At 70.6% G+C, this 16956-nt stretch carries 17 protein-coding genes; 7 read left to right on the forward strand and 10 right to left on the reverse strand.

Features of this window, described 5'->3' with window-relative positions; genetic code table 11:
* Nucleotides 1–44 precede the first annotated feature (44 nt).
* The 3 genes from QSK32_RS02920 to QSK32_RS02930 all read left to right on the forward strand — a co-directional run bounded on the left by QSK32_RS02920 (nucleotide 45) and on the right by QSK32_RS02930 (nucleotide 2426).
* A complete protein-coding gene (locus QSK32_RS02920) occupies nucleotides 45–1079 on the forward strand; it encodes an ABC transporter substrate-binding protein (protein WP_045742907.1) in 1035 nt (344 codons plus the stop codon).
* A 223-nt stretch (nucleotides 1080–1302) separates the two neighbouring features.
* Nucleotides 1303–1584 (forward strand): hypothetical protein, encoded by a 282-nt coding sequence (locus tag QSK32_RS02925; RefSeq protein ID WP_052720507.1) that lies wholly within the window; start codon nucleotides 1303–1305, stop codon nucleotides 1582–1584.
* Nucleotides 1584–2426, forward strand: coding sequence for a hypothetical protein (locus QSK32_RS02930; RefSeq protein ID WP_045742906.1), 843 nt, complete (start codon nucleotides 1584–1586; stop codon nucleotides 2424–2426). Before QSK32_RS02925 ends, QSK32_RS02930 begins: the two co-directional genes overlap by 1 nt.
* Before the next feature lie 6 nt (nucleotides 2427–2432).
* On the opposite strand, the gene QSK32_RS02935 is transcribed toward QSK32_RS02930, so the two are convergent.
* Entirely contained in the window at nucleotides 2433–3209 is a 777-nt protein-coding gene (locus QSK32_RS02935) for an arylamine N-acetyltransferase family protein (RefSeq protein ID WP_285471128.1), read from the reverse strand.
* Between the two features lie 34 nt (nucleotides 3210–3243).
* A complete protein-coding gene (locus QSK32_RS02940; RefSeq protein WP_285471129.1) occupies nucleotides 3244–3585 on the reverse strand; it encodes an MmcQ/YjbR family DNA-binding protein in 342 nt (113 codons plus the stop codon).
* 147 nt (nucleotides 3586–3732) lie between these two features.
* Between QSK32_RS02940 and QSK32_RS02945 the strand changes: the two genes are divergently transcribed.
* Entirely contained in the window at nucleotides 3733–4734 is a 1002-nt protein-coding gene (locus QSK32_RS02945; RefSeq protein WP_285471130.1) for a sulfotransferase, read from the forward strand.
* Between the two features lie 181 nt (nucleotides 4735–4915).
* Here the strand turns inward: QSK32_RS02945 and QSK32_RS02950 are convergent, their stop codons facing one another.
* The 7 genes from QSK32_RS02950 to QSK32_RS02980 all read right to left on the reverse strand — a co-directional run bounded on the left by QSK32_RS02950 (nucleotide 4916) and on the right by QSK32_RS02980 (nucleotide 11920).
* Complete coding sequence (locus tag QSK32_RS02950) at nucleotides 4916–5545, reverse strand: SRPBCC family protein (protein WP_285471131.1); 630 nt, start codon at nucleotides 5543–5545, stop codon at nucleotides 4916–4918.
* 18 nt (nucleotides 5546–5563) lie between these two features.
* Nucleotides 5564–5911, reverse strand: coding sequence for an ArsR/SmtB family transcription factor (locus QSK32_RS02955; protein ID WP_045742902.1), 348 nt, complete (start codon nucleotides 5909–5911; stop codon nucleotides 5564–5566).
* Nucleotides 5912–6245: 334 nt separating this feature from the next.
* On the reverse strand, nucleotides 6246–7265 hold the full coding sequence (locus QSK32_RS02960) for an ABC transporter ATP-binding protein (RefSeq protein WP_285471132.1): 1020 nt from the start codon (nucleotides 7263–7265) through the stop codon (nucleotides 6246–6248).
* On the reverse strand, nucleotides 7262–8143 hold the full coding sequence (locus tag QSK32_RS02965) for an ABC transporter permease (RefSeq protein ID WP_285471133.1): 882 nt from the start codon (nucleotides 8141–8143) through the stop codon (nucleotides 7262–7264). Before QSK32_RS02965 ends, QSK32_RS02960 begins: the two co-directional genes overlap by 4 nt.
* Nucleotides 8131–9027 (reverse strand): ABC transporter permease, encoded by an 897-nt coding sequence (locus tag QSK32_RS02970; RefSeq protein ID WP_083449057.1) that lies wholly within the window; start codon nucleotides 9025–9027, stop codon nucleotides 8131–8133. The genes QSK32_RS02965 and QSK32_RS02970 overlap by 13 nt, the downstream gene beginning before the upstream one ends.
* Nucleotides 9020–10141 carry an ABC transporter substrate-binding protein gene (locus QSK32_RS02975; RefSeq protein WP_245673973.1) on the reverse strand — a complete coding sequence of 374 codons (1122 nt, stop codon included), beginning with the start codon at nucleotides 10139–10141 and terminating at the stop codon, nucleotides 9020–9022. The genes QSK32_RS02970 and QSK32_RS02975 overlap by 8 nt, the downstream gene beginning before the upstream one ends.
* Before the next feature lie 213 nt (nucleotides 10142–10354).
* Entirely contained in the window at nucleotides 10355–11920 is a 1566-nt protein-coding gene (locus QSK32_RS02980; RefSeq protein WP_045742899.1) for a GAF domain-containing protein, read from the reverse strand.
* A gap of 428 nt (nucleotides 11921–12348) precedes the next feature.
* On the opposite strand from QSK32_RS02980, the gene QSK32_RS02985 reads away from it, so the two are divergent.
* From QSK32_RS02985 to QSK32_RS02995, 3 genes are all read left to right on the forward strand, one after another.
* Nucleotides 12349–12897: a GNAT family N-acetyltransferase gene (locus tag QSK32_RS02985; RefSeq protein ID WP_285471134.1), complete on the forward strand. Its 549-nt coding sequence runs from the start codon at nucleotides 12349–12351 to the stop codon at nucleotides 12895–12897.
* A 789-nt stretch (nucleotides 12898–13686) separates the two neighbouring features.
* Nucleotides 13687–14277 (forward strand): hypothetical protein, encoded by a 591-nt coding sequence (locus QSK32_RS02990; RefSeq protein ID WP_285471135.1) that lies wholly within the window; start codon nucleotides 13687–13689, stop codon nucleotides 14275–14277.
* Between the two features lie 67 nt (nucleotides 14278–14344).
* On the forward strand, nucleotides 14345–15352 hold the full coding sequence (locus tag QSK32_RS02995; protein ID WP_285471136.1) for an FUSC family protein: 1008 nt from the start codon (nucleotides 14345–14347) through the stop codon (nucleotides 15350–15352).
* Here QSK32_RS02995 and QSK32_RS03000 read toward each other — a convergent pair.
* Entirely contained in the window at nucleotides 15335–16840 is a 1506-nt protein-coding gene (locus tag QSK32_RS03000) for a M20/M25/M40 family metallo-hydrolase (protein WP_285471137.1), read from the reverse strand. The genes QSK32_RS02995 and QSK32_RS03000 overlap by 18 nt on opposite strands.
* Between the last annotated feature and the right edge of the window lie 116 nt (nucleotides 16841–16956).

A 16956-nucleotide genomic window follows, 5' to 3' on the forward strand; every position in this document is an offset into this window, starting at 1 on the left:
CACGCGGTCGAGAGGCCGGTCGTACCCATGAGAAAGAACTGACGATGTCGTTTTCGAACCTTTCTTTGTCGCGTCGTGGCCTGCTGGCCGCCGGTGGCGCCGCCGGTATCGGCGCGCTGCTCGCCGCCTGCGGTGGCACCGACGACAGCGGGTCGTCGCCGGAGAGCTCCACCGCTGCCGCGGGTCCGTGGAAGTTCACCGACGACCAGCCCAAGGACCTGACCGCGGACAAGACCCCGGAGCGGATCGTCGCCTTCACCGGCACCGCCGCCGCGCTCGTCGACCTCGGACTCCAGGACAAGATCGTCGGTGTCTTCGGTGAGACGAAGAAGGCCGACGGCACCGCCGAGGCCCAGGCCGGCGAGCTCGACATCACCAAGGTCGAGATCATCGGCAACGCCTGGGGCGAGTTCTCCGTGGAGAAGTACGCGGCACTCAACCCCGAGCTGCTCGTCACGCACATGTTCGACCCGGGCGCCTACTGGTACATCCCGGACGAGAGCAAGGACAAGATCCTCTCGCTCGCGCCGACCGCCACGATCACCGTCGGCCGGGTCCCGCTGACCAAGCCGATCGAGCGGTACGCGGCCCTCGCCGAGTCCCTCGGTGCCGACCTCGGCGCTGCCAAGGTCACCGAGGCGAAGGCCCGCTTCGAGAAGGCCGCCGCCGACCTGAGCGCCGCCGCCAAGGCCAGCGGCGGCATCAAGGTGCTGGCCGGCTCCGGTGCCGCCGACATCTTCTACGTGTCGAACCCGGGCGTCTCCAGCGACCTGATGTACTTCAAGGAGCTCGGCGTCGACATCATCGTCCCGGAGAAGACCGACGGCGGTGACTACTACGAGTCGCTGAGCTGGGAGAACGCCGACAAGTACGCGGCCGACATCATCTTCCTGGACGCGCGGACCGGCACCCTGCAGCCGGCCGACCTGGCCGCCAAGCCGACGTGGGCCGAGCTGCCCGCGGTCAAGGCCAACCAGGTCTTCCCGTGGCAGGCCGTCCCGATCTACTCGTGGAACGGCGCGGCTCCGCTGCTCGAGGCGCTGACCGCCGCGATCACCAAGTCGAAGAAGCTCAGCTGACCCCGAGTCGCTGAGGCCGGGCCCGGATCTCCGGGTCCGGCCTTCTTTCTTCGGTACGCCTCGCGTGTGGCCCGTCTTCGTTGTGCCGGTCGCGTGTGGCCGTCTTCGCTTTGTGCCAGTCGTGCGTGGCCGTCTTCGCTTTGTGCCAGTCACGCATGGTCGTCGAACCGTTTCGCTCCGCCGCCGGTAAACGCGAGTAACCGAACGGGGAGAGGAAAGGATCATGGCGGACCACCTGCACGTCGACCCGGAACAGATCGAGGCCATCGCCGCCCGGCTCCGCGGCTCCGGCGACGACCTCGCCTCCACCACGGCGGGAGCGCCCGCCGCCCCCGACGCCGGAGACGCGACCGCCCTGGTCGCCGGAGCACTGGAACGTCTCACGGCGAGCGCGGCCACCCTCGGCGCCGGCCTTCGCGAGGCCGCCGCGCGGGTCAGCGAGGCGAGCCGGGTGTACGCGTCCGAGGACGCCGGCGCCGCGCGGCGGATCGGTGGGGCCGACTGATGCCGATCGACACCACGGTCGACGGGAACCCGGGCTCGGTGCAGTCCGCCGCCGACTGGCTCCGCGGCACCCTGGCCCGTGACGTGGGCCGCAGCGTCGAGACACTGCAGTCCGCGGCGGACGAGACCACCGCCCACTGGGCAGGACGGGCGGCGTCCGCGTTCCGTACCCGGATGGCCGGAGCGTCGGCGAAGGCAGGCGCCCTGCACGACGACGCCCGCTCGATCGCCGACACGTTCAGCCGGTTCGCGGACGGTCTCGCCGTGGCGCAGTCCCGGATGGCGCAGGCCCGCGACATCGCGGTCGCCGGTGGCCTGCGGGTGGCCGGTCTCCTGATCCTGGAGCCGGGCGCGGCACCCAGCGCGTCGGTGCTGGGCGGTGGTGCCGCGGCGCTGGCGGAATACCAGCGCAAGGTCGTCGCCTACCAGGCGGCGGGGGCGGAGGTCACCGCCGCCCGGGCGGAACTGGCCGCGAATACCGAGGTGCTGACCGCAAGCTACACCGAACTCGCCGGCCGTCCCATCATCGAGATGGACGACCTGACCGGCGCGAGCGGGGAACTGGCCGTCATCGCGGCCGCGGTCACCAACGCGCTGCAGGACGTCGGCGCCGCGCTGAACGAGGCCGCGCGCAAGGACGGCGGCGTCGCCGGTGGGGCGCTGGGTGGCGCGGCGGGCGGTATCGCCGAAGGGCTCCCGGGCGGCTCCGGCGCCGACGCGGCGGGCAAGCCTCCCGAGCAGCCCGCGAACAACGGTGAAAACGCGGCGAAGACTCCGGAGCCCGCGGCCGGCGGTGGTGTGGGCGGCGCGGTCGCGGACATCCTGCGCGGGCTGACCGGGTGACCGGTGTCAGGCGGGCGCCGGTGCCGCATGCCGGGCGGTGGGCGGGGAGTCCAGGGTGATGCCGAACAGGTCACGATAGGCGGCGAGCAGGGCGGCATCGGTCAGCGTGGTCTCCTCACGTTCGCCGCCACGGGTCCGGATCAGCGTACGGTCGCTGATCGTGATCCGGTCGTGGCCGTCCAGCCGGGTGCAGAGCGGCTTGTGGGTGAAGTGCGACTCCGGCGACGTCTGGTGCCACCAGCAGCCCATCGTGAAGTCCGACAGCGGCCGCGGCCGGCGCTCCAGGCGATACTTCGGCTCGCCGTCCCGTACCACCTGAACGTCCCCGTGCGCCGCGTCGACCAGCGTGAACGCGCCGCCCGGGTCCTGCTGCACGCCGCGTTCCGCGAGCCGGAGCGGATAGCTGCTGTGACTACCGAACCCCACGTCGGCGAGCCATGTGATGCCGTCGTCCGGGGTGGTCACCAGCAGCGCCAGGTGATCGAGGATCGGGCCCTGCCCGACGCGGGCGGCGACCCGGCGTACCGGATATCCGAGCCCGTTCAGCAGCAGCGCGAACGCCCCGTTGAGTTCGAAACAGAATCCACCCCGCCGCCTCTGTATGATCTTGTCGATCAGCGCGTCCTCGTCCAGCGAGAGGCGCTCGCCCTGGTGGATGCTGAGGTTCTCGAACGGGACCGTCCGCAGGTGGGCGTGGTGCAGTTCGCGGAGCAGGCTCGCGTCGGGCACTCCCGTCGCCGCCACACCGATCCGGTCGAGGTACGCGCTCACGTCGATCGACATGCCGGTCAGCTTCACCCCTGAACCGGGGTGCAGGTCAAGGGCGATCCTTGCGGGGGAGTGCGGCGACCACCGTGTCGTACGAGGTGTCGACCGCCTCGAGGATCTCGTCGTCGCCGATCGCGCCGCCCAGTCGCAGGGTGTTCCAGCCGTACCGGCCGATGTACGCGCTGGCCGTCGCGTCGTCCGGGAACCGGGTCAGCCATTCACCGGCGTCGTCGCGGTTGCGGCCGCACTTGACGCCGACGGTGGCGCCGGCGGTCCCCAGGAACGCGAAGATCTTCGGGCCGACCTTGACGACGGTGTCGCCGTCCCAGGGCTCGTCCTTCCAGGCACCCGGTTTGGCCAGGCAGTAGCTCAGCAGTTCGGCTCCGGTCATGGTGTACGGACTACGCGAAACCGGACGACAGGGCAATGACCGACACTCCCCCGGTCGGGGGACACATTGCCGACTGGTACTCACATAAGCCGCCGAAATGCTAGCTTTTTTGCAAATCGGACAAACCGGAGTTTATGGTGCCTAGCCATGTCCACTGACCGCCCGATCTTCGTCGTCGGATGCCCGCGCTCCGGCACGACGATGCTCCAGCTGATGCTGCACGCCCACCCGCGGATCGCGCTGCCGCCGGAGAGCAGGTTCCTGCTGCCCGCGTACTTCCGCCGGCACGAGTTCGGCGACCTGAGCGACCCCGCGCAGCGCCGCGCCCTCGCCGAGTGGATCACGGGGACCCTGCACTTCGACGACCTCGGTCTCGAGGCGTCCGAGGTGATCGCGGCCGTCGCGACCGCCCCGCCGACACTCGGCTCCGCGCTCGGCACCGTCTTCAAGCTGTACGCGGACCGGTTCGACAAACCGCGCTGGGGCGACAAGCGGCCCTCGTACCTGCGGAACCTGCCGGTGATTCTGCGACTGTTCCCCGACGCGCAGATCATCAACATCATGCGCGACGGCCGGGACTGCGTGGCGTCGCTCAAGGAGACACCCTGGCGGCCGGCCGACTTCAACGAACTGATCGATTACTGGGCACGCTCCGCCGACGCGTCGCTGCGGGCCGCCCGCAGCTACCCGACCGACGTCTACCACCAGGTGCGGTACGAAGACCTGGTCGCCGACCCGGAGACCCACCTGCGGGCGATCTGCCGATTCCTCGACGAGGACTACGACCCGGCGATGGCCCGTCCGAGCGAGCTGGCCCCGGTGGCCGTGCCCGCGTACAAGACGTGGCACTCGCTGACCCGTTCGGAGGTGACCACGCAGCGGGTGAGCAGCTGGCAGGAGCGTCTGTCGGAGGAGGAGGCCGCCCAGTGCGAGGCGGTGTTCGGCGACCGGCTGACCCGTTTCGGGTACCAGCTGTCCACCCCGGCCCGCCGTGGCCCCCGCATCCGGGCCGCCCGCACCTGGCTGACCGTCCGCGACAAGCTCGGGCCGGCCCGCCTGCGCGCCGAGGACGTACGCGGCCGCCTGAAGTCCCGCCGCCGCGGCCCCGCCCTCCCCGCCCGCCTCACCGCCGCCGAACGCGCCGACTGACCGTCGCCGAACGCGCCGCGCGCCGCCGAACGCGTCGGCGGGCCACCGCTGCCGCCGCCGCGCCTCCTTGTCGATCTTGGTGCGGGAGCCACCTCGGGCGGTGGTCACCGCACCAAGATCGCCAAAGGGGCGGGCGGCTTGAGGCGTACCCGGGAAGGAGGGTGAGGGGCGCCCGGCTGGCTCAGCCGCCGGTGTAGGCGGTGTAGGTGTTTGACGCGCGGGTCCGGGCGACCTCCGCCTCGGTGCCGGTGGCGCTGTCCGCTTCGGCCCAGGCGTCGGCGCTCAGGCGCATGAACAGCTTGCCGTCGTCGGAGGCGGACCAGGCCAGGATCTCGGCGGGGTCGCGCGGGGCGTCCGGGGCGGACAGGTGCATCGCCAGGCCGAGCAGGCCGGAGTCCCAGCCGATGCCGACGGCGGCCGGGCCGAACTGCTCCCAGTGGTCGTCGACGGGGGCGGTGTGTCGCAGGGTGAACCGGGTGCGGTCCGGGCCTTCGGGGGTGAGGCGCACCTCGACCCAGCTGGTCTGGTCGCCGAACTCCCAGGTGGCGGCATACGACCGGGGCCGGTCGCAGCCGGTGATCGTGCCGCCGGCGTTGCCCTCGAACTGGAAGCGCCCGCCTTCCTTGAGGTCGCCGGTGACGGGCAGGAACCACCGGGCGATCCGGTCGGCGTCGGTGACCACCTCCCACATGTCGTCGACGTCGGTGTCGTAGCTCTGGCTGATGGTGAGGACGCGGGCTTCGCCGGCCTCGAGCGTGCGGTCGCCGAGTGTCCGGCGGACGTCGCTGATCTGGTGTCGGACGTCGATCATCTCGGGGCTCCCTGCGGGTCAGTCGTCGTCGCCGGCGGCGAGGCGCCGCCGGCGTTTGCCGCGGGCCACCTCGGTGGCCATCGCGGCGAGACGCGGCGTCCAGAACCTCCGGAACGGCTCCAGCCACTCGTCCACCTGGCGCAGCGCGGTGTCGTCGACCGCGTAGAGCCGTCGGGCGCCCTCGGGGCGCACGGTGGCGAAGCCGTTGTCCCGTAGCACCTTGAGGTGCTGGGAGACGGCGGGCTGGGTGATGCCGAACTCCGCCCGGATGGTGGCGGTGACGGCGCCGGAGGTCTGCTCACCATCGGTGAGCAGCTCGAGGATCCGGCGACGGACCGGATCACCGAGCACGTCGAACGCATGCACGCGAGAACCCTATCAAGAATCACTTATATAAGTGAGGAGTTAGTATGAGGGTGCCGGGGCCCACCCGGAGGTGGGCCCCGGCGGACGGCGACCCGGTATGGGGGCCCGGGCCGCCTGCCGGGTCCTCTCTGGCGGGAGTGGATGCCGGCGGGATCGGGGTGTCCCGAGACGGGGTGCGGCGGGCTAAGATCAGCATCGTTCTCGGGGTAGAGCCTCGTGGGAGCGCTCCCACGAGAGATCCGACTGTAACCCGAGCACGGGGGCGTGTAAAACGGTGGCCCGGGTCGAATTTCGACCCGGGCCTTATATTCGGCTCACATTTGCGACAGACGGTCTATTCCAGGGCGACCGGCACCGGCTGCAGGGTGATCCGCACCGGTGCGCCGGCCGGGAGCGAGCCCAGCCGGCTGCTCGGCACCTGCGCCACCACCACCTGTTCGCCGACGGTGACCGTCACCCGGCTGGTCGGCCCGAGGAAGCTGCTGGTCACCACCCGGGCCGCCCCGGCCGGGTCCGCCACCACCTCGACCGCCTCCGGCCGGACCAGCGCGGTCGCCGCGCCACCGCCGTGCGGGGCCACCAGCGGTAGACGGGCGCCGAGCACCTCGACGTTCTCCCCGGAGACGACGCCGGGAAGACGGTTGCTCAGACCGACGAAGTCCGCCACGAACGCGGTCGCCGGGCGCAGATAGACCTCGGAGGGCGCGGCCAGCTGCTCCAGCCTGCCGGCCCGCATCACACCGACCCGGTCGGCGACCGCGAGGGCCTCCTCCTGGTCGTGCGTGACGAACAGGGTGGTGGTGCCGACCTCCGTCTGGATCCGGCGGATCTCGTCGCGCAGCTGCACCCGGACCTTCGCGTCCAGGGCGGACAGCGGCTCGTCGAGCAGCAGCACCTGCGGTTCGATCGCCAGGGCCCGGGCCAGCGCCACCCGCTGCTGCTGACCGCCGGAGAGCTGATGCGGATAGCGGCCGGCGAACCCGCTCAGACCCACCAGGTCGAGCATCTCCGACGCCCGCTGCGCGGCCTTCTTCGACGACCGCAGGCGCAGACCGAACTCCACGTTGCGCTGGGCGTCGAGATGCGGGAAGAGACTGTACGCCTGGAACACCATCCCCATCCCGCGCTTGTTGGCCGGCAGCCCCGTGACGTCCTCGCCGCCGACCATGACCCGCCCGCCGTCGGCGTCGTCGAGCCCGCCCAGGATGCGCAGCGCGGTCGTCTTGCCGCAGCCGGACGGCCCGAGCAGCGCGATCAGTTCACCCGGCTCGATCGACAGGTCCAGGTCGTCGAGGGCGTGCACGTGGCCGAACGTGCGGCGCAGACCCTCCAGGTGTACCGCCACGCCGGTCATGAACTCTCCTTCGAGGACTGTCGGCGTCTGCCGAACAGAGAAGACTGTCGGCGTCCGCCGGACGGAGAAGACTGCCGACGTTCGCCGGACGGAGAAGACTGCCGGCGGTCGCCGAACAGGGACAGTGCCAGCAGCAGGACGAAGGCGAGCAGCAGGGCGGCGAGCGACACGGCCACCGACATGGTGGCGCTACTCTTGCCCAGGAACTCGATGGCGACCTGCAGGTTCGTGCGGTGCAGCAGAGACGCGATGGTGAACTCGCCGAGCACCAGCGCCACGGTGAGGAACGCCGCGGAGAGCACCGCCGACCGGATGTTCGGCAGGACCACCCGCCAGATCACCGTCAGCCAGCCGGCACCCAGGCTGCGGGCCGCCTCGGACAGCGTCCGCACGTCGATCGCGGACAGACCGGTGTCGATCGCGCGGTAGGCGTAGGGCAGGACCAGGATGGTGTACGCGAAGACGAGCGTCAGCGAGGACCCGCCGACGAAGTAGTTGACCCAGGCGTACACCGGCGCCAGTCCGACCACCAGCACGATCGCCGGGATGGTGAGCGGCAGCAGGCACAGGAACTCGACGATCGGCCGCAACCGGGGCAGGCGAAGGCGTACCCAGATGGCGGTCGGCACCAGCAGCGCGAGCATCAGCAGTGCCGTCAGCGCGGCCTGTCCGAGCGAGGCGATGATGCCGGTGGACAGTTCCGGGTAGGTCGCGCTCAGCTGCGACCAGTTCAGCAGCAGTGGCCAGGTCTCGTCGTTGCGGGTGCTGAATTCGACCATGGCCACCATCGGCAGCGCGAAGAAGACACCGAGGACGGTCAGCACCGTCCAGCGGAACACCCGCTGACGGCGGGCCCGGCGCGTGATCAGCCCAGCCATCGAGCGGTCCTCCTCTGCAGCAGGGAGTAGAGCGCCATCACCACGGCCACCACGATCACCATGCCGAGGGCCATCGCCTTGCCCAGGTTGGCCTGGCCGAGGACGACCTCGCTGGTCAGCGCGCCGCGGATCTGCAGCGGGACGATCGGGCTGCCCTGGCTGACCAGGGCGGCCGCGGTCGCGTACGCGGAGAAGGCATTGGCGAAGAGCAGCAGCGCCGAGCCGAGGAACGCCGGTGCGAGCAGCGGTCCGGCCACCCGCGTCCAGTACTGCCAGGTGGTGCCGCCGAGACTCTCGGTCGCCTCCCGCCACTGGGGACGGATGCCGTCCAGCGCGGGCAGGAAGACGATCACCATCAGCGGGATCTGGAAGTAGGTGTAGACCAGGGTCAGACCCGGAAGTTCGAAGAGCCAGACCCCGTTCGCGTACGGGTCGAAGCCGTGTTCCGTCAGCCAGAGGGTGAGGAAGCCGGACAGTCCGATGGTCGCCAGGAACGCGAACGCCAGGGTGACGCCGCCGAACTGGGCGAGGACTCCGGCCAGCGCGGTGACGGTGCGCCGCAGTACGCCGCGGGGGTTCGCGGTGACCAGCGCGTACGCCAGAATCGCGCCGAGGACGGCACCGATGAGTGCGCTGACCGCGGAGAGGGTGATGGAGCGGCCGAAGGCGGCGACGATGTACTCGTCGCCGAGCGCCCGCACGTTCTCCAGGGTGAACCCGTGCCCGCCGTCGCCGGTGAACGCGCCGATCAGGACGACGAGGGTCGGGACGACCAGGAAGATCGTGACGTACGCGAAGAACGGCACCGCACCGAGCAGGGCGGCGCCCCGCAGGCGTGGCCGGCGGGCCACGCGCTGCGGTGCGTCCGCGACGATCTCAGCCAATGGCCTTGGCCCAGTTCGCGGTCAGGTACTCCTTCGCCGTGGTGTTCTGCGCCTCGGTCGGGACGACCGGGGTGCCCTCGACCGCGGGCAGTGCCGCGTAGGCGGCGGCGTCGATGGTGCCGGCCTTCTGCATGGCGTCGGCGCGCGCCGGGCGGGCGCCACCCTTGAGCCACAGGTTCTGGCCCTCGTCGGAGTAGAGGAACTCCTGCCAGAGGCGTGCGGCCGCCGGGTGCGGGGCGTCCTTGTTGATCGCCTGGGTGTAGTAGGAGCCGAGCACGGCGTTCGCCGGGAGCAGCACCTTCCACGTCGGGGTCTTCGCCGACTGGGCGGCGTTCAGGTAGTCCCAGTCGAAGACGACCGGGGTCTGTCCGGACTCGATGGTGGCCGGGGTCGGGTCGACGGGCAGGAAGTTGCCGGCCTTCTTCAGGTCACCGAAGAATTTCACGCCCGCGGTGATGTCCTCGGCGGTGCCGCCGTTCGCGATCGAGGCCATCTGGACGCCGGCGAACGCCGCGCCGGCCTGGGTCGGGTCGCCGTTGAGTGCGACCTTGCCCTTGTAGTCGGCCTTGAGCAGGTCGGCGACGCTGGTCGGCGCGGGCACCTTGGCGCTGTCGTAGCCGATCGACATGTAGCCGCCGTAGTCGTTGACCCAGGTGCCGTTCGCGTCCTTGAGGTCGTCCGGGATCTCGGCGAACGTCGCCACCTTGTACGGCGCGAACATCGCCGTGTTCGCGGTCGCCACCGACATGCCGAGGTCGAACACGTCCGGTGCGGTGTCCTGGCCCTTGAGCTGGTTGGCCGCGTTGATCTCGTCCTGGCTGGAACCGTCCGGCTGGGCCGAGTCGACCTTGATCGAGTACTTGGCCTCGAACGCCTTGATGATCTCGCCGTAGTTCGCCCAGTCCGGCGGGAGGGCGATCACGTTGAGTCGCCCCTCCGCTTTCGCCGCGGTGATCAGGGCCTCCAGGCCGCCGAGGTCGGCCGCGCTGGTGGCGGACGCCGCGCTGCTCGACGACGCCTCGGACTCCTTCTCGGGCGGGGAGCACGCGGTGGTGGCGAGAACGGTGGTCGCGGCCGCCAGCATGATGACGGACCTGCGGGGGAGAGTGCGCACTTGTTTGTTCCTCCTTGAGCGGTACCGGTGGATCATGAAAGTGCCGGATGGAGAGGAGGCGTACGCCGGGAATACGGACAGCGACAATCAGCTGTTCGCAGTCTTCTGGTGGCGCTGTGTGAACCCTGCCACGTGCGCACAGAGATCGAAAGCGGTCTTCGATTACAAAAAGGCCCCACCCGGTAACGGGTGGGGCCTTTCGGCGTGAACAGTTCAGTTCTTGCTGTTGATGATGTCCTTCGTCACCGAGGACTGCTCGGCCAGCACGCTGCTGATCAGCGTCTGGGTCTCGTTGATCTGGTTGACGATGTCCCCGATCGCGGCCAGCGACTCGACCACGTTGCCGGCGTCGGTCTGAATCGCGTTGATCAGCTCGGTGACGTCCTGGGTGGCCCGCGCCGTGCTCTGCGCCAGATCCTTGACCTCGGTCGCGACCACCGCGAACCCCCGCCCGGCCTCGCCGGCCCGGGCCGCCTCGATCGTCGCGTTCAGCGCCAGCAGGTTCGTCTGCTCGGCGATCGTCGTGATCACCTTGACCACGTCACCGATCTTGGCGCTGGACGCGGACAGCCGGGACACCATCGCGTTCGCCTGCCCGGTCACGTCACTGGCCTGCCCGGCCACCTCACTGGCCTGCGAGACGTTGCGCTCGACCTCCTTGATCGAACCGACCAGCTCGGTACCGGCGTTGCTCAGCCGGTCGGTCTCCCGGATCCGCTGCACCGCCTGCGACACCAGGAACGCGGTGTTGCGCAGCGCGGACTCCCGGCTCTCGGACAACCGGAGACGCTCGGTGGCGAAGAAGTCGAGCGTCCCGATCACCTCGTCCTGCACGATGATCGGCAGGCAGACACCGGACTTCACGCCCACCCGCTGAGCGGCCGGCGCCCGGACACAGTCCTTCACCTCGGCCAGATCGGCCACGAACACCATGTCCCGGGCCCGCCACGTCCGGCCCGCCAGGCCGACACCGGGCGCGAAACTGGCCGCCCGGGTCACCTCGCGGAACTCGGCGCCCGCGTCCCCGGACTCCAGGTTGAAGACCAGCGCACCCCGCTCGGCGTCCACCGCCCAGAACGACCCGTACGCCCAGCCGAACTCCTGCCGGATGGTGTCCAGCGCCTGCCGGATCATGTCGGCCTCCCGCCGCGCCGACGTCACCTGGCGCAGCACCGTGTTGACCGCCGCCACGTCCTTGGCGGCCGAGGCCTGCTGCTCCGACTCGTGCACCCGCTGCAACGCCTGCGACACCAGCAGGCCGATGCTGCGCAACGTGTCGAGGCGCTGCTTCGACGGCTCCACGGTCTCGGTGGCGAAGAAGTCCATGGTCGCGACCACCCGACCGTTCTCGGTCAACGGGAAGCAGACGCCACTCTTCACACCGACCCGGGTGGCGACCGGCGCGCGGACACAGTCGGCGACCTGCCCGATGTCCGGGACGAAGACCAGATCCTTGGACCGCCAGGCCCGGCCGGACAACCCGACACCCTCGGCGAACGACGCCTCCAGGGTGACCTTCCGGAAATCCGGTCCGGCATCGCCCGACTCGACCGCGAACCGCAGCACCTTCGCATCCGGGTCGATCCGCCAGTAGGAGCCGTACGCCCACCCGAAACACTCACGGACCGAATCCAGGGCGGCCTGGGCCGCACTCGCCCAGGTGGTGGCGTTCTGCAGGGCGCGAACCACGGTGATGACCGCGGCGGCGTTCTCCCGCGCCTCAGCCGCCTCCGCCTCCGCGGTAGACGTCTGAACCGTGCGCCGGCCGAAAATGCCCATCTCCACGCCCTCCCGGTAAGTCCTGCTCCCGGAGTTTCGGCTGCGGCGCGGGCTAAATGAGGAACTCGGCGGACGTAACCCCGAGGCCCGTGCTAGACACCTTTCGCAGTCAGGGTCTGCCTCTGTGGTGATTTCGGGCGCTCAGCACGCCCGAATTCACCACGCCGTCAGGGGTGTGTTGATTTGGGGCGTCGAGTGCGCCCGTATTCACCACGCCGTCAGGGGTGTGTTGATTTGGGGCGTCGAGTGCGCCCGTATTCACCACGCCGTCAGGGGTGTGTTGATTTGGGGCGTCCAGCGCGCCCGTATTCACCACACCGCCACGGGTGTGGTGACTTCGGGCGTTCAGCGCGCCCGAAGTCACCACGCGGACGGGCTTCGCACCCTGACCACGAAACGGGTCTAGACGTGACGGGCATCATGGCGGGGTGACCGACAGTGCAGAGTGGACAGACGTGCGCCCCGGCCGCCCCGCCGACCTCCCCGCGGTCCTCGCCCTGCTGGACGACGCGGTCGGCTGGCTGACCAGCCACGGACGGTCCGGCCAGTGGGGGACGTCGCCGCTGTCCGCCAGCCCCCGGGTGCGCGCGCTGATCTCCCGCGTCGCCGCCTGCGGGGGCCTGCACCTGGCGGTCCAGCACACGAGGGTCGTCGGCGCTCTCGGATTCGGCAGCCCGCCGGCCTACGCCGACCCGGCCCGCGAGCCGGAGCTCTACATCATGCTCCTGGTCACCGACCGGGAACTCGCCGGCCAGGGGATCGGCGCGCGGTTGCTCGCCCACGCGCAGGCGACAGCCGCGCGGGCGGGCCGGGCGCTGCTCCGGGTCGACTGTTACGCGGGTGGCGACGGGGCGCTCGTCCGCTACTACGAGAGCCAGGGTTTCGTGCCCACCCAGCGTTTCGCGATGGCCCAGCCTTCCGGTGACCCCTGGCGCGGCCAGGTCCTGTCCCGGCGGATACCCCTCGGTAAGGGCTGACAGGTGATCACCTCGCCGGGCTTCCCCGAATCGGAAGGAGGGCCTTCTCGTGACGAGGAAGACTCATCGCAACGCGGATGAGTCGAGTGGTTCCGTAGTCTCGGCGCCTGTCGTCCGACGACTCCTTCCGATGGTTCGACAGGGGTCGGCAGCCTCCGCTGAGCAGCGCCGACATCGACGTGATCGAGGTCGTGGGGGCCGGTCGGGGGTCGGCGGTCACCGTGGCGGTGGCCGGTCCGGTGTTGGGCGGCATGACGACCGGCCCGGCCGTCGGCCACGGTCCGTTGATCAGCCGAAAGTAACCGTGGTCGACGGCCGGGGTCCCTCAGCCGTCGCCAGCGGTTGAATTTCGCTCTCCGGGCAGCCGTGGCCGACGGCTGGCGGTTCCGGGCCGTCGTCTGCGGTCGGCGGGCGATTGATCAACACCGTACCGGGGGCGGCGGGCCACGGTTCGGCTCCGCTGATCACGTCCGCCGGTGTGGCAGCCACGAAACGACCCCGGTCTGCACAGCGGCAGGTTCGGGCAATGAACCCGAATGTGCCGTCTGCCGGAACTCCCGCTGTACCTGTCGTGAATGACCGATCGCCATGTCTCAACCCCTGGACGGACAGGGTGTGGTGACGCCCCCTGAATCCAGGGCCAGCACGCCCTCGACGGATGACCCGCCGAGGGCGCGGCTCCGGGTGACGCCGTTGATCGAGCCGGGGGATCGCCTTACCGGGCGACAGCTTGCCGACGTGCGGTAGCTGCTTGACGTTTTCCCAGGTGAACAGGCTTAGGATGCGGACGTGTCATACACCTTTGTCACCGCTGCCCGGATTCGGATGCCCGAGTCGAGCTATCGGGAGTGGCTGGACACCCCGGTGCCCACCGCGTCGATCATCGAGAACAAGGCCGACATGTTCGGTGGGTGGTGCTGGGACGGGCGGGACTGCCCGGACGACTGGTCGACGTCGGAGACGGACTGGACGCCGCGGCGGCTGCTGACCGCGCGGGCGGCCGGTGCGGACGGGGAGACGTTCACCGTCGTACGGCACCGGGACGGCGCGCTCGAAGCCTACTTCTGGACGGTCGGCGAACACGTGGTGTGGGAGTTCGCGGCCCGGCGGCTGCTGCTGACGCTGGCCGGTGCGGCACGGTTCACCGGCGACGACGGTGGCGGGCACGTGCTGTTCTGGGAGGACACCGCCGGGGTGCTCCCGGACGCGGACAACCTCCTCGCGCTGCTCGCCGTCGACGGGGGCGCCGCCCGGTTCGCCGGGCCGTGCCCCCTCGACGAGGTGCTGGCGGCGCTGGCCCCGGTGGAGGAGGCGTTCGGCGAGCTGGCCGAGGCGTTCGACGAGGACGAGGAGCAGCCCGCCGCCCTGCTCAGCTGGTGAGGCCCGGGTTACATTCCGCGGTTGCGGCCACGACCGGTGATCATGGCGTCCTAGGGTCGAGGGCGGTATGAGATTCCCTGTTCCGGCCGGGACCGCACCGGCGCTGCGGGCCGGGGTGAGTGTGGCCGTGCCCCAGCTGCTGGTGCTCGCGGCCGACCGTCCGCACTGGTCGATGTTCGCCGCGTTCGGCGCGTTCACCTCGCTCTACGGACGCAACCGGGTCGGCTTGTCCCGCCTGGTCATGCAGCTCAGTGCGGGCGCGGCCCTGGTCGTCGCGGTGTTGCTCGGCGTGCTGACCGGCCTGTCCGGCGACCGTGCCTGGATCGCCGTCGGGGTGGCCGCCGTGGTCGCCGGGCTGGGCAACGCGGTGGCGAGCGCCGCGGACTGGCATCCGCCCGGACCGTTGTTCCTGGTGTTCGCGTTCGGCGCGGTGGCCTCCGTCCCGCAGGAACCGGCGAACCTGCTCACGGCGCTGGCGGTGACCGCGGCGAGCGCCGCCTTCTCGATCCTGATCGGGAGCCTCTTGCGGGACCGGAGCGGACCGGCCGCCGGGCCGAAGGGGCTGCCGGTCGACTGGCGTACCTCCGCGTTCTGCGCCCTCGCCGCACTGACCGCCGGCGCGACCGCCACCGCCGCCGGGATCGGCCACCCGTACTGGGCGACGGTCGCCGCGGTGGCCCCGCTCAGCGCCCGCGGGTTCACCGCCCGGCTGGTCCGCGCCGGCCACCGGATCGGCGGCACCCTGCTCGGGCTGGTCCTGGCCGCCGCTCTCCTGGCGCTGCACCTCGACCCGTACCCCGCGGTGCTGGCCCTGGCGGTGTTGCAGGTGGCCGCCGAACTGACGGTGGGCCGGCACTACGGCGTGGCGATGCTCTTCATCACCCCACTCGCGCTGGTGATGAACCAGGTCGCCGCCCCGCGCCCGATCGGCGGCCTGCTCTGGGACCGCGGCCTGGAGACCGTCATCGGCGGCCTGGTGGCGTGCCTGATAGTGCTCGGTGTCCGCTGGCTGGCGGCCGGTCCGCCCGTGGAACGGACCGGCCACGAACCAGAGGGGTCAGCGGACCGCGTGTGACCCGGCGTGCTCGGCCGGAGCCGCCGCGGGGGCGGCGGCGGCCGGGGTGAAGACGGCCTTGCTGCGGGCGACGGTGAGGACGCCGTGGGCGGCCGCGTCGCCGAGCTCACTCAACGCCGGCTTGCTCAGGTTGGTGATGTCGTCGCAGGCCTCGTGGTAGCAGGAGTCGTACGGCTCACCGGCCGTGCCGCCGTAGACGGCTGCCTCCTCCGCCGTCTTGACACCCTCGGCGCCGCTGAACAGACCGCCGGCCGGGATGCCGACGGCGATGAACGGGCCGTAGTCGGAACGGCCGTTGAACTCGGTCGGGGAACTGGCCAGGCCCTTGCTCGCGAAGTAGCTGGTGAACACCGACTCGAGCTCGCCCGAGCCGGCCGGGCCGGCGGTGCCGGTGTCCGAGCCGTCGCCGTCGTAGACGAAACGGACGTAGTTCGGCGAGCCGACCATGTCGAAGTTCAGGTTGGCGAAGATGGCGGCGCGCTGCGCGTCGGTCAGTTGGGCCACGTAGTGCTCCGAGCCGAGCAGGCCCAACTCCTCCGCGCCCCAGAAGGTGAACCGCAGCTTCTGCCTCGTGGACAGTTTCAGCTTGGCGATCTGTTCGGCGATCTCCAGGATGGTGGCCGAACCGCTGCCGTTGTCGTTGATGCCCGGACCGTCGATCACCGAGTCCAGGTGGGCGCCGACGACCAGCACCCGGTTCGGGTCACCGCCCCGCGCGTCCGCGACGATGTTGCTGGTCTTCGCGGTCGGGTCGATGAACGTGCTGGTCTTCACGTGCACGCTGACCGTCCCGGCCGCCGCGGCGGTGGCCAGGGCGCTGCCGTCGGCGAAACTCAGGCCGACCACCGGCAGGTCGAACGGCTCGCCCAGGGTGCCCTGGAACAGCACCTGACGGCCCTCCTGGCCCTCGTTGAAGATGATCACGGCGTCGTACCCGGCGGCCTTCGCGTTCTTCGCCTTGACCACGAAATCGCAGCCGCCGCGCTGCACCAGCGCGACCTGCGGTGCGGCGGCCGACGCCGGGGCGAAGTCGGCGGCCGCGCAGCCCGCGGTGGAACTGGGCGCCTCGGTCGGCGGCAGCACGTTGTTGAGCGCCGGGACGACCTGGCCGGTCACGTCGCCGGTGCCGGAGAAATCGAAGGTGACCGTCTCGTACGCCGGGCCGGCGGGGGAGACCCGCTCCAGCACGGCCGGGGCAAGTTCCTTGTAGAACGGGAAGGTGAAGACCTGCTCGGTGACCTGGTATCCGGCCCTACGGAGCTTGTCCTTCACGTAACCGGCGCTCGCGGTGAACCCCGGCGTCCCGGAGGCGCGGGTGCCGTCGTTACGGTCGGCGATCTTCTGCAGGGCGCGCAGGTGTTCCAGAACGCCGTTGACGGTGACGGCCTCACGCAGGCGTCTCGCGTCGTCGTGGCCGCCCGCGTTCGCCGGTTGTGGGGCGAGGGTGAGCAGCAGGGCGGCGATGGTGGGAATGGCGAGTCTTCGCAACGGGTACTCCTGTCAGGACGGGACGTGAGCGGGCTGAGATTAACCCGCCTCGATGCCTGCCGGAAGCCGAACAACACCCTGCGTGCCCGAACGTGTCACTGTTGGTCGTGTCCGGT

Origin of the sequence: Actinoplanes sp. NBRC 101535 (genome assembly GCF_030269225.1) — a bacterium.
In the GTDB taxonomy this organism is placed as follows: Bacteria; Actinomycetota; Actinomycetes; order Mycobacteriales; family Micromonosporaceae; genus Actinoplanes; species Actinoplanes rectilineatus.

Coding starts and splice junctions, on each gene's coding strand:
- QSK32_RS02995 (WP_285471136.1), top strand. CDS start 14,345: ATGAGATTCCCTGTTCCGGCCGGGACCGCACCGGCGCTGCGGGCCGGG.
- QSK32_RS02930 (WP_045742906.1), top strand. CDS start 1,584: ATGCCGATCGACACCACGGTCGACGGGAACCCGGGCTCGGTGCAGTCC.
- QSK32_RS02920 (WP_045742907.1), top strand. CDS start 45: ATGTCGTTTTCGAACCTTTCTTTGTCGCGTCGTGGCCTGCTGGCCGCC.
- QSK32_RS02925 (WP_052720507.1), top strand. CDS start 1,303: ATGGCGGACCACCTGCACGTCGACCCGGAACAGATCGAGGCCATCGCC.
- QSK32_RS02960 (WP_285471132.1), bottom strand. CDS start 7,265: ATGACCGGCGTGGCGGTACACCTGGAGGGTCTGCGCCGCACGTTCGGC.
- QSK32_RS02935 (WP_285471128.1), bottom strand. CDS start 3,209: ATGTCGATCGACGTGAGCGCGTACCTCGACCGGATCGGTGTGGCGGCG.
- QSK32_RS02980 (WP_045742899.1), bottom strand. CDS start 11,920: ATGGGCATTTTCGGCCGGCGCACGGTTCAGACGTCTACCGCGGAGGCG.
- QSK32_RS02965 (WP_285471133.1), bottom strand. CDS start 8,143: ATGGCTGGGCTGATCACGCGCCGGGCCCGCCGTCAGCGGGTGTTCCGC.
- QSK32_RS02945 (WP_285471130.1), top strand. CDS start 3,733: ATGTCCACTGACCGCCCGATCTTCGTCGTCGGATGCCCGCGCTCCGGC.
- QSK32_RS02940 (WP_285471129.1), bottom strand. CDS start 3,585: ATGACCGGAGCCGAACTGCTGAGCTACTGCCTGGCCAAACCGGGTGCC.
- QSK32_RS02950 (WP_285471131.1), bottom strand. CDS start 5,545: ATGATCGACGTCCGACACCAGATCAGCGACGTCCGCCGGACACTCGGC.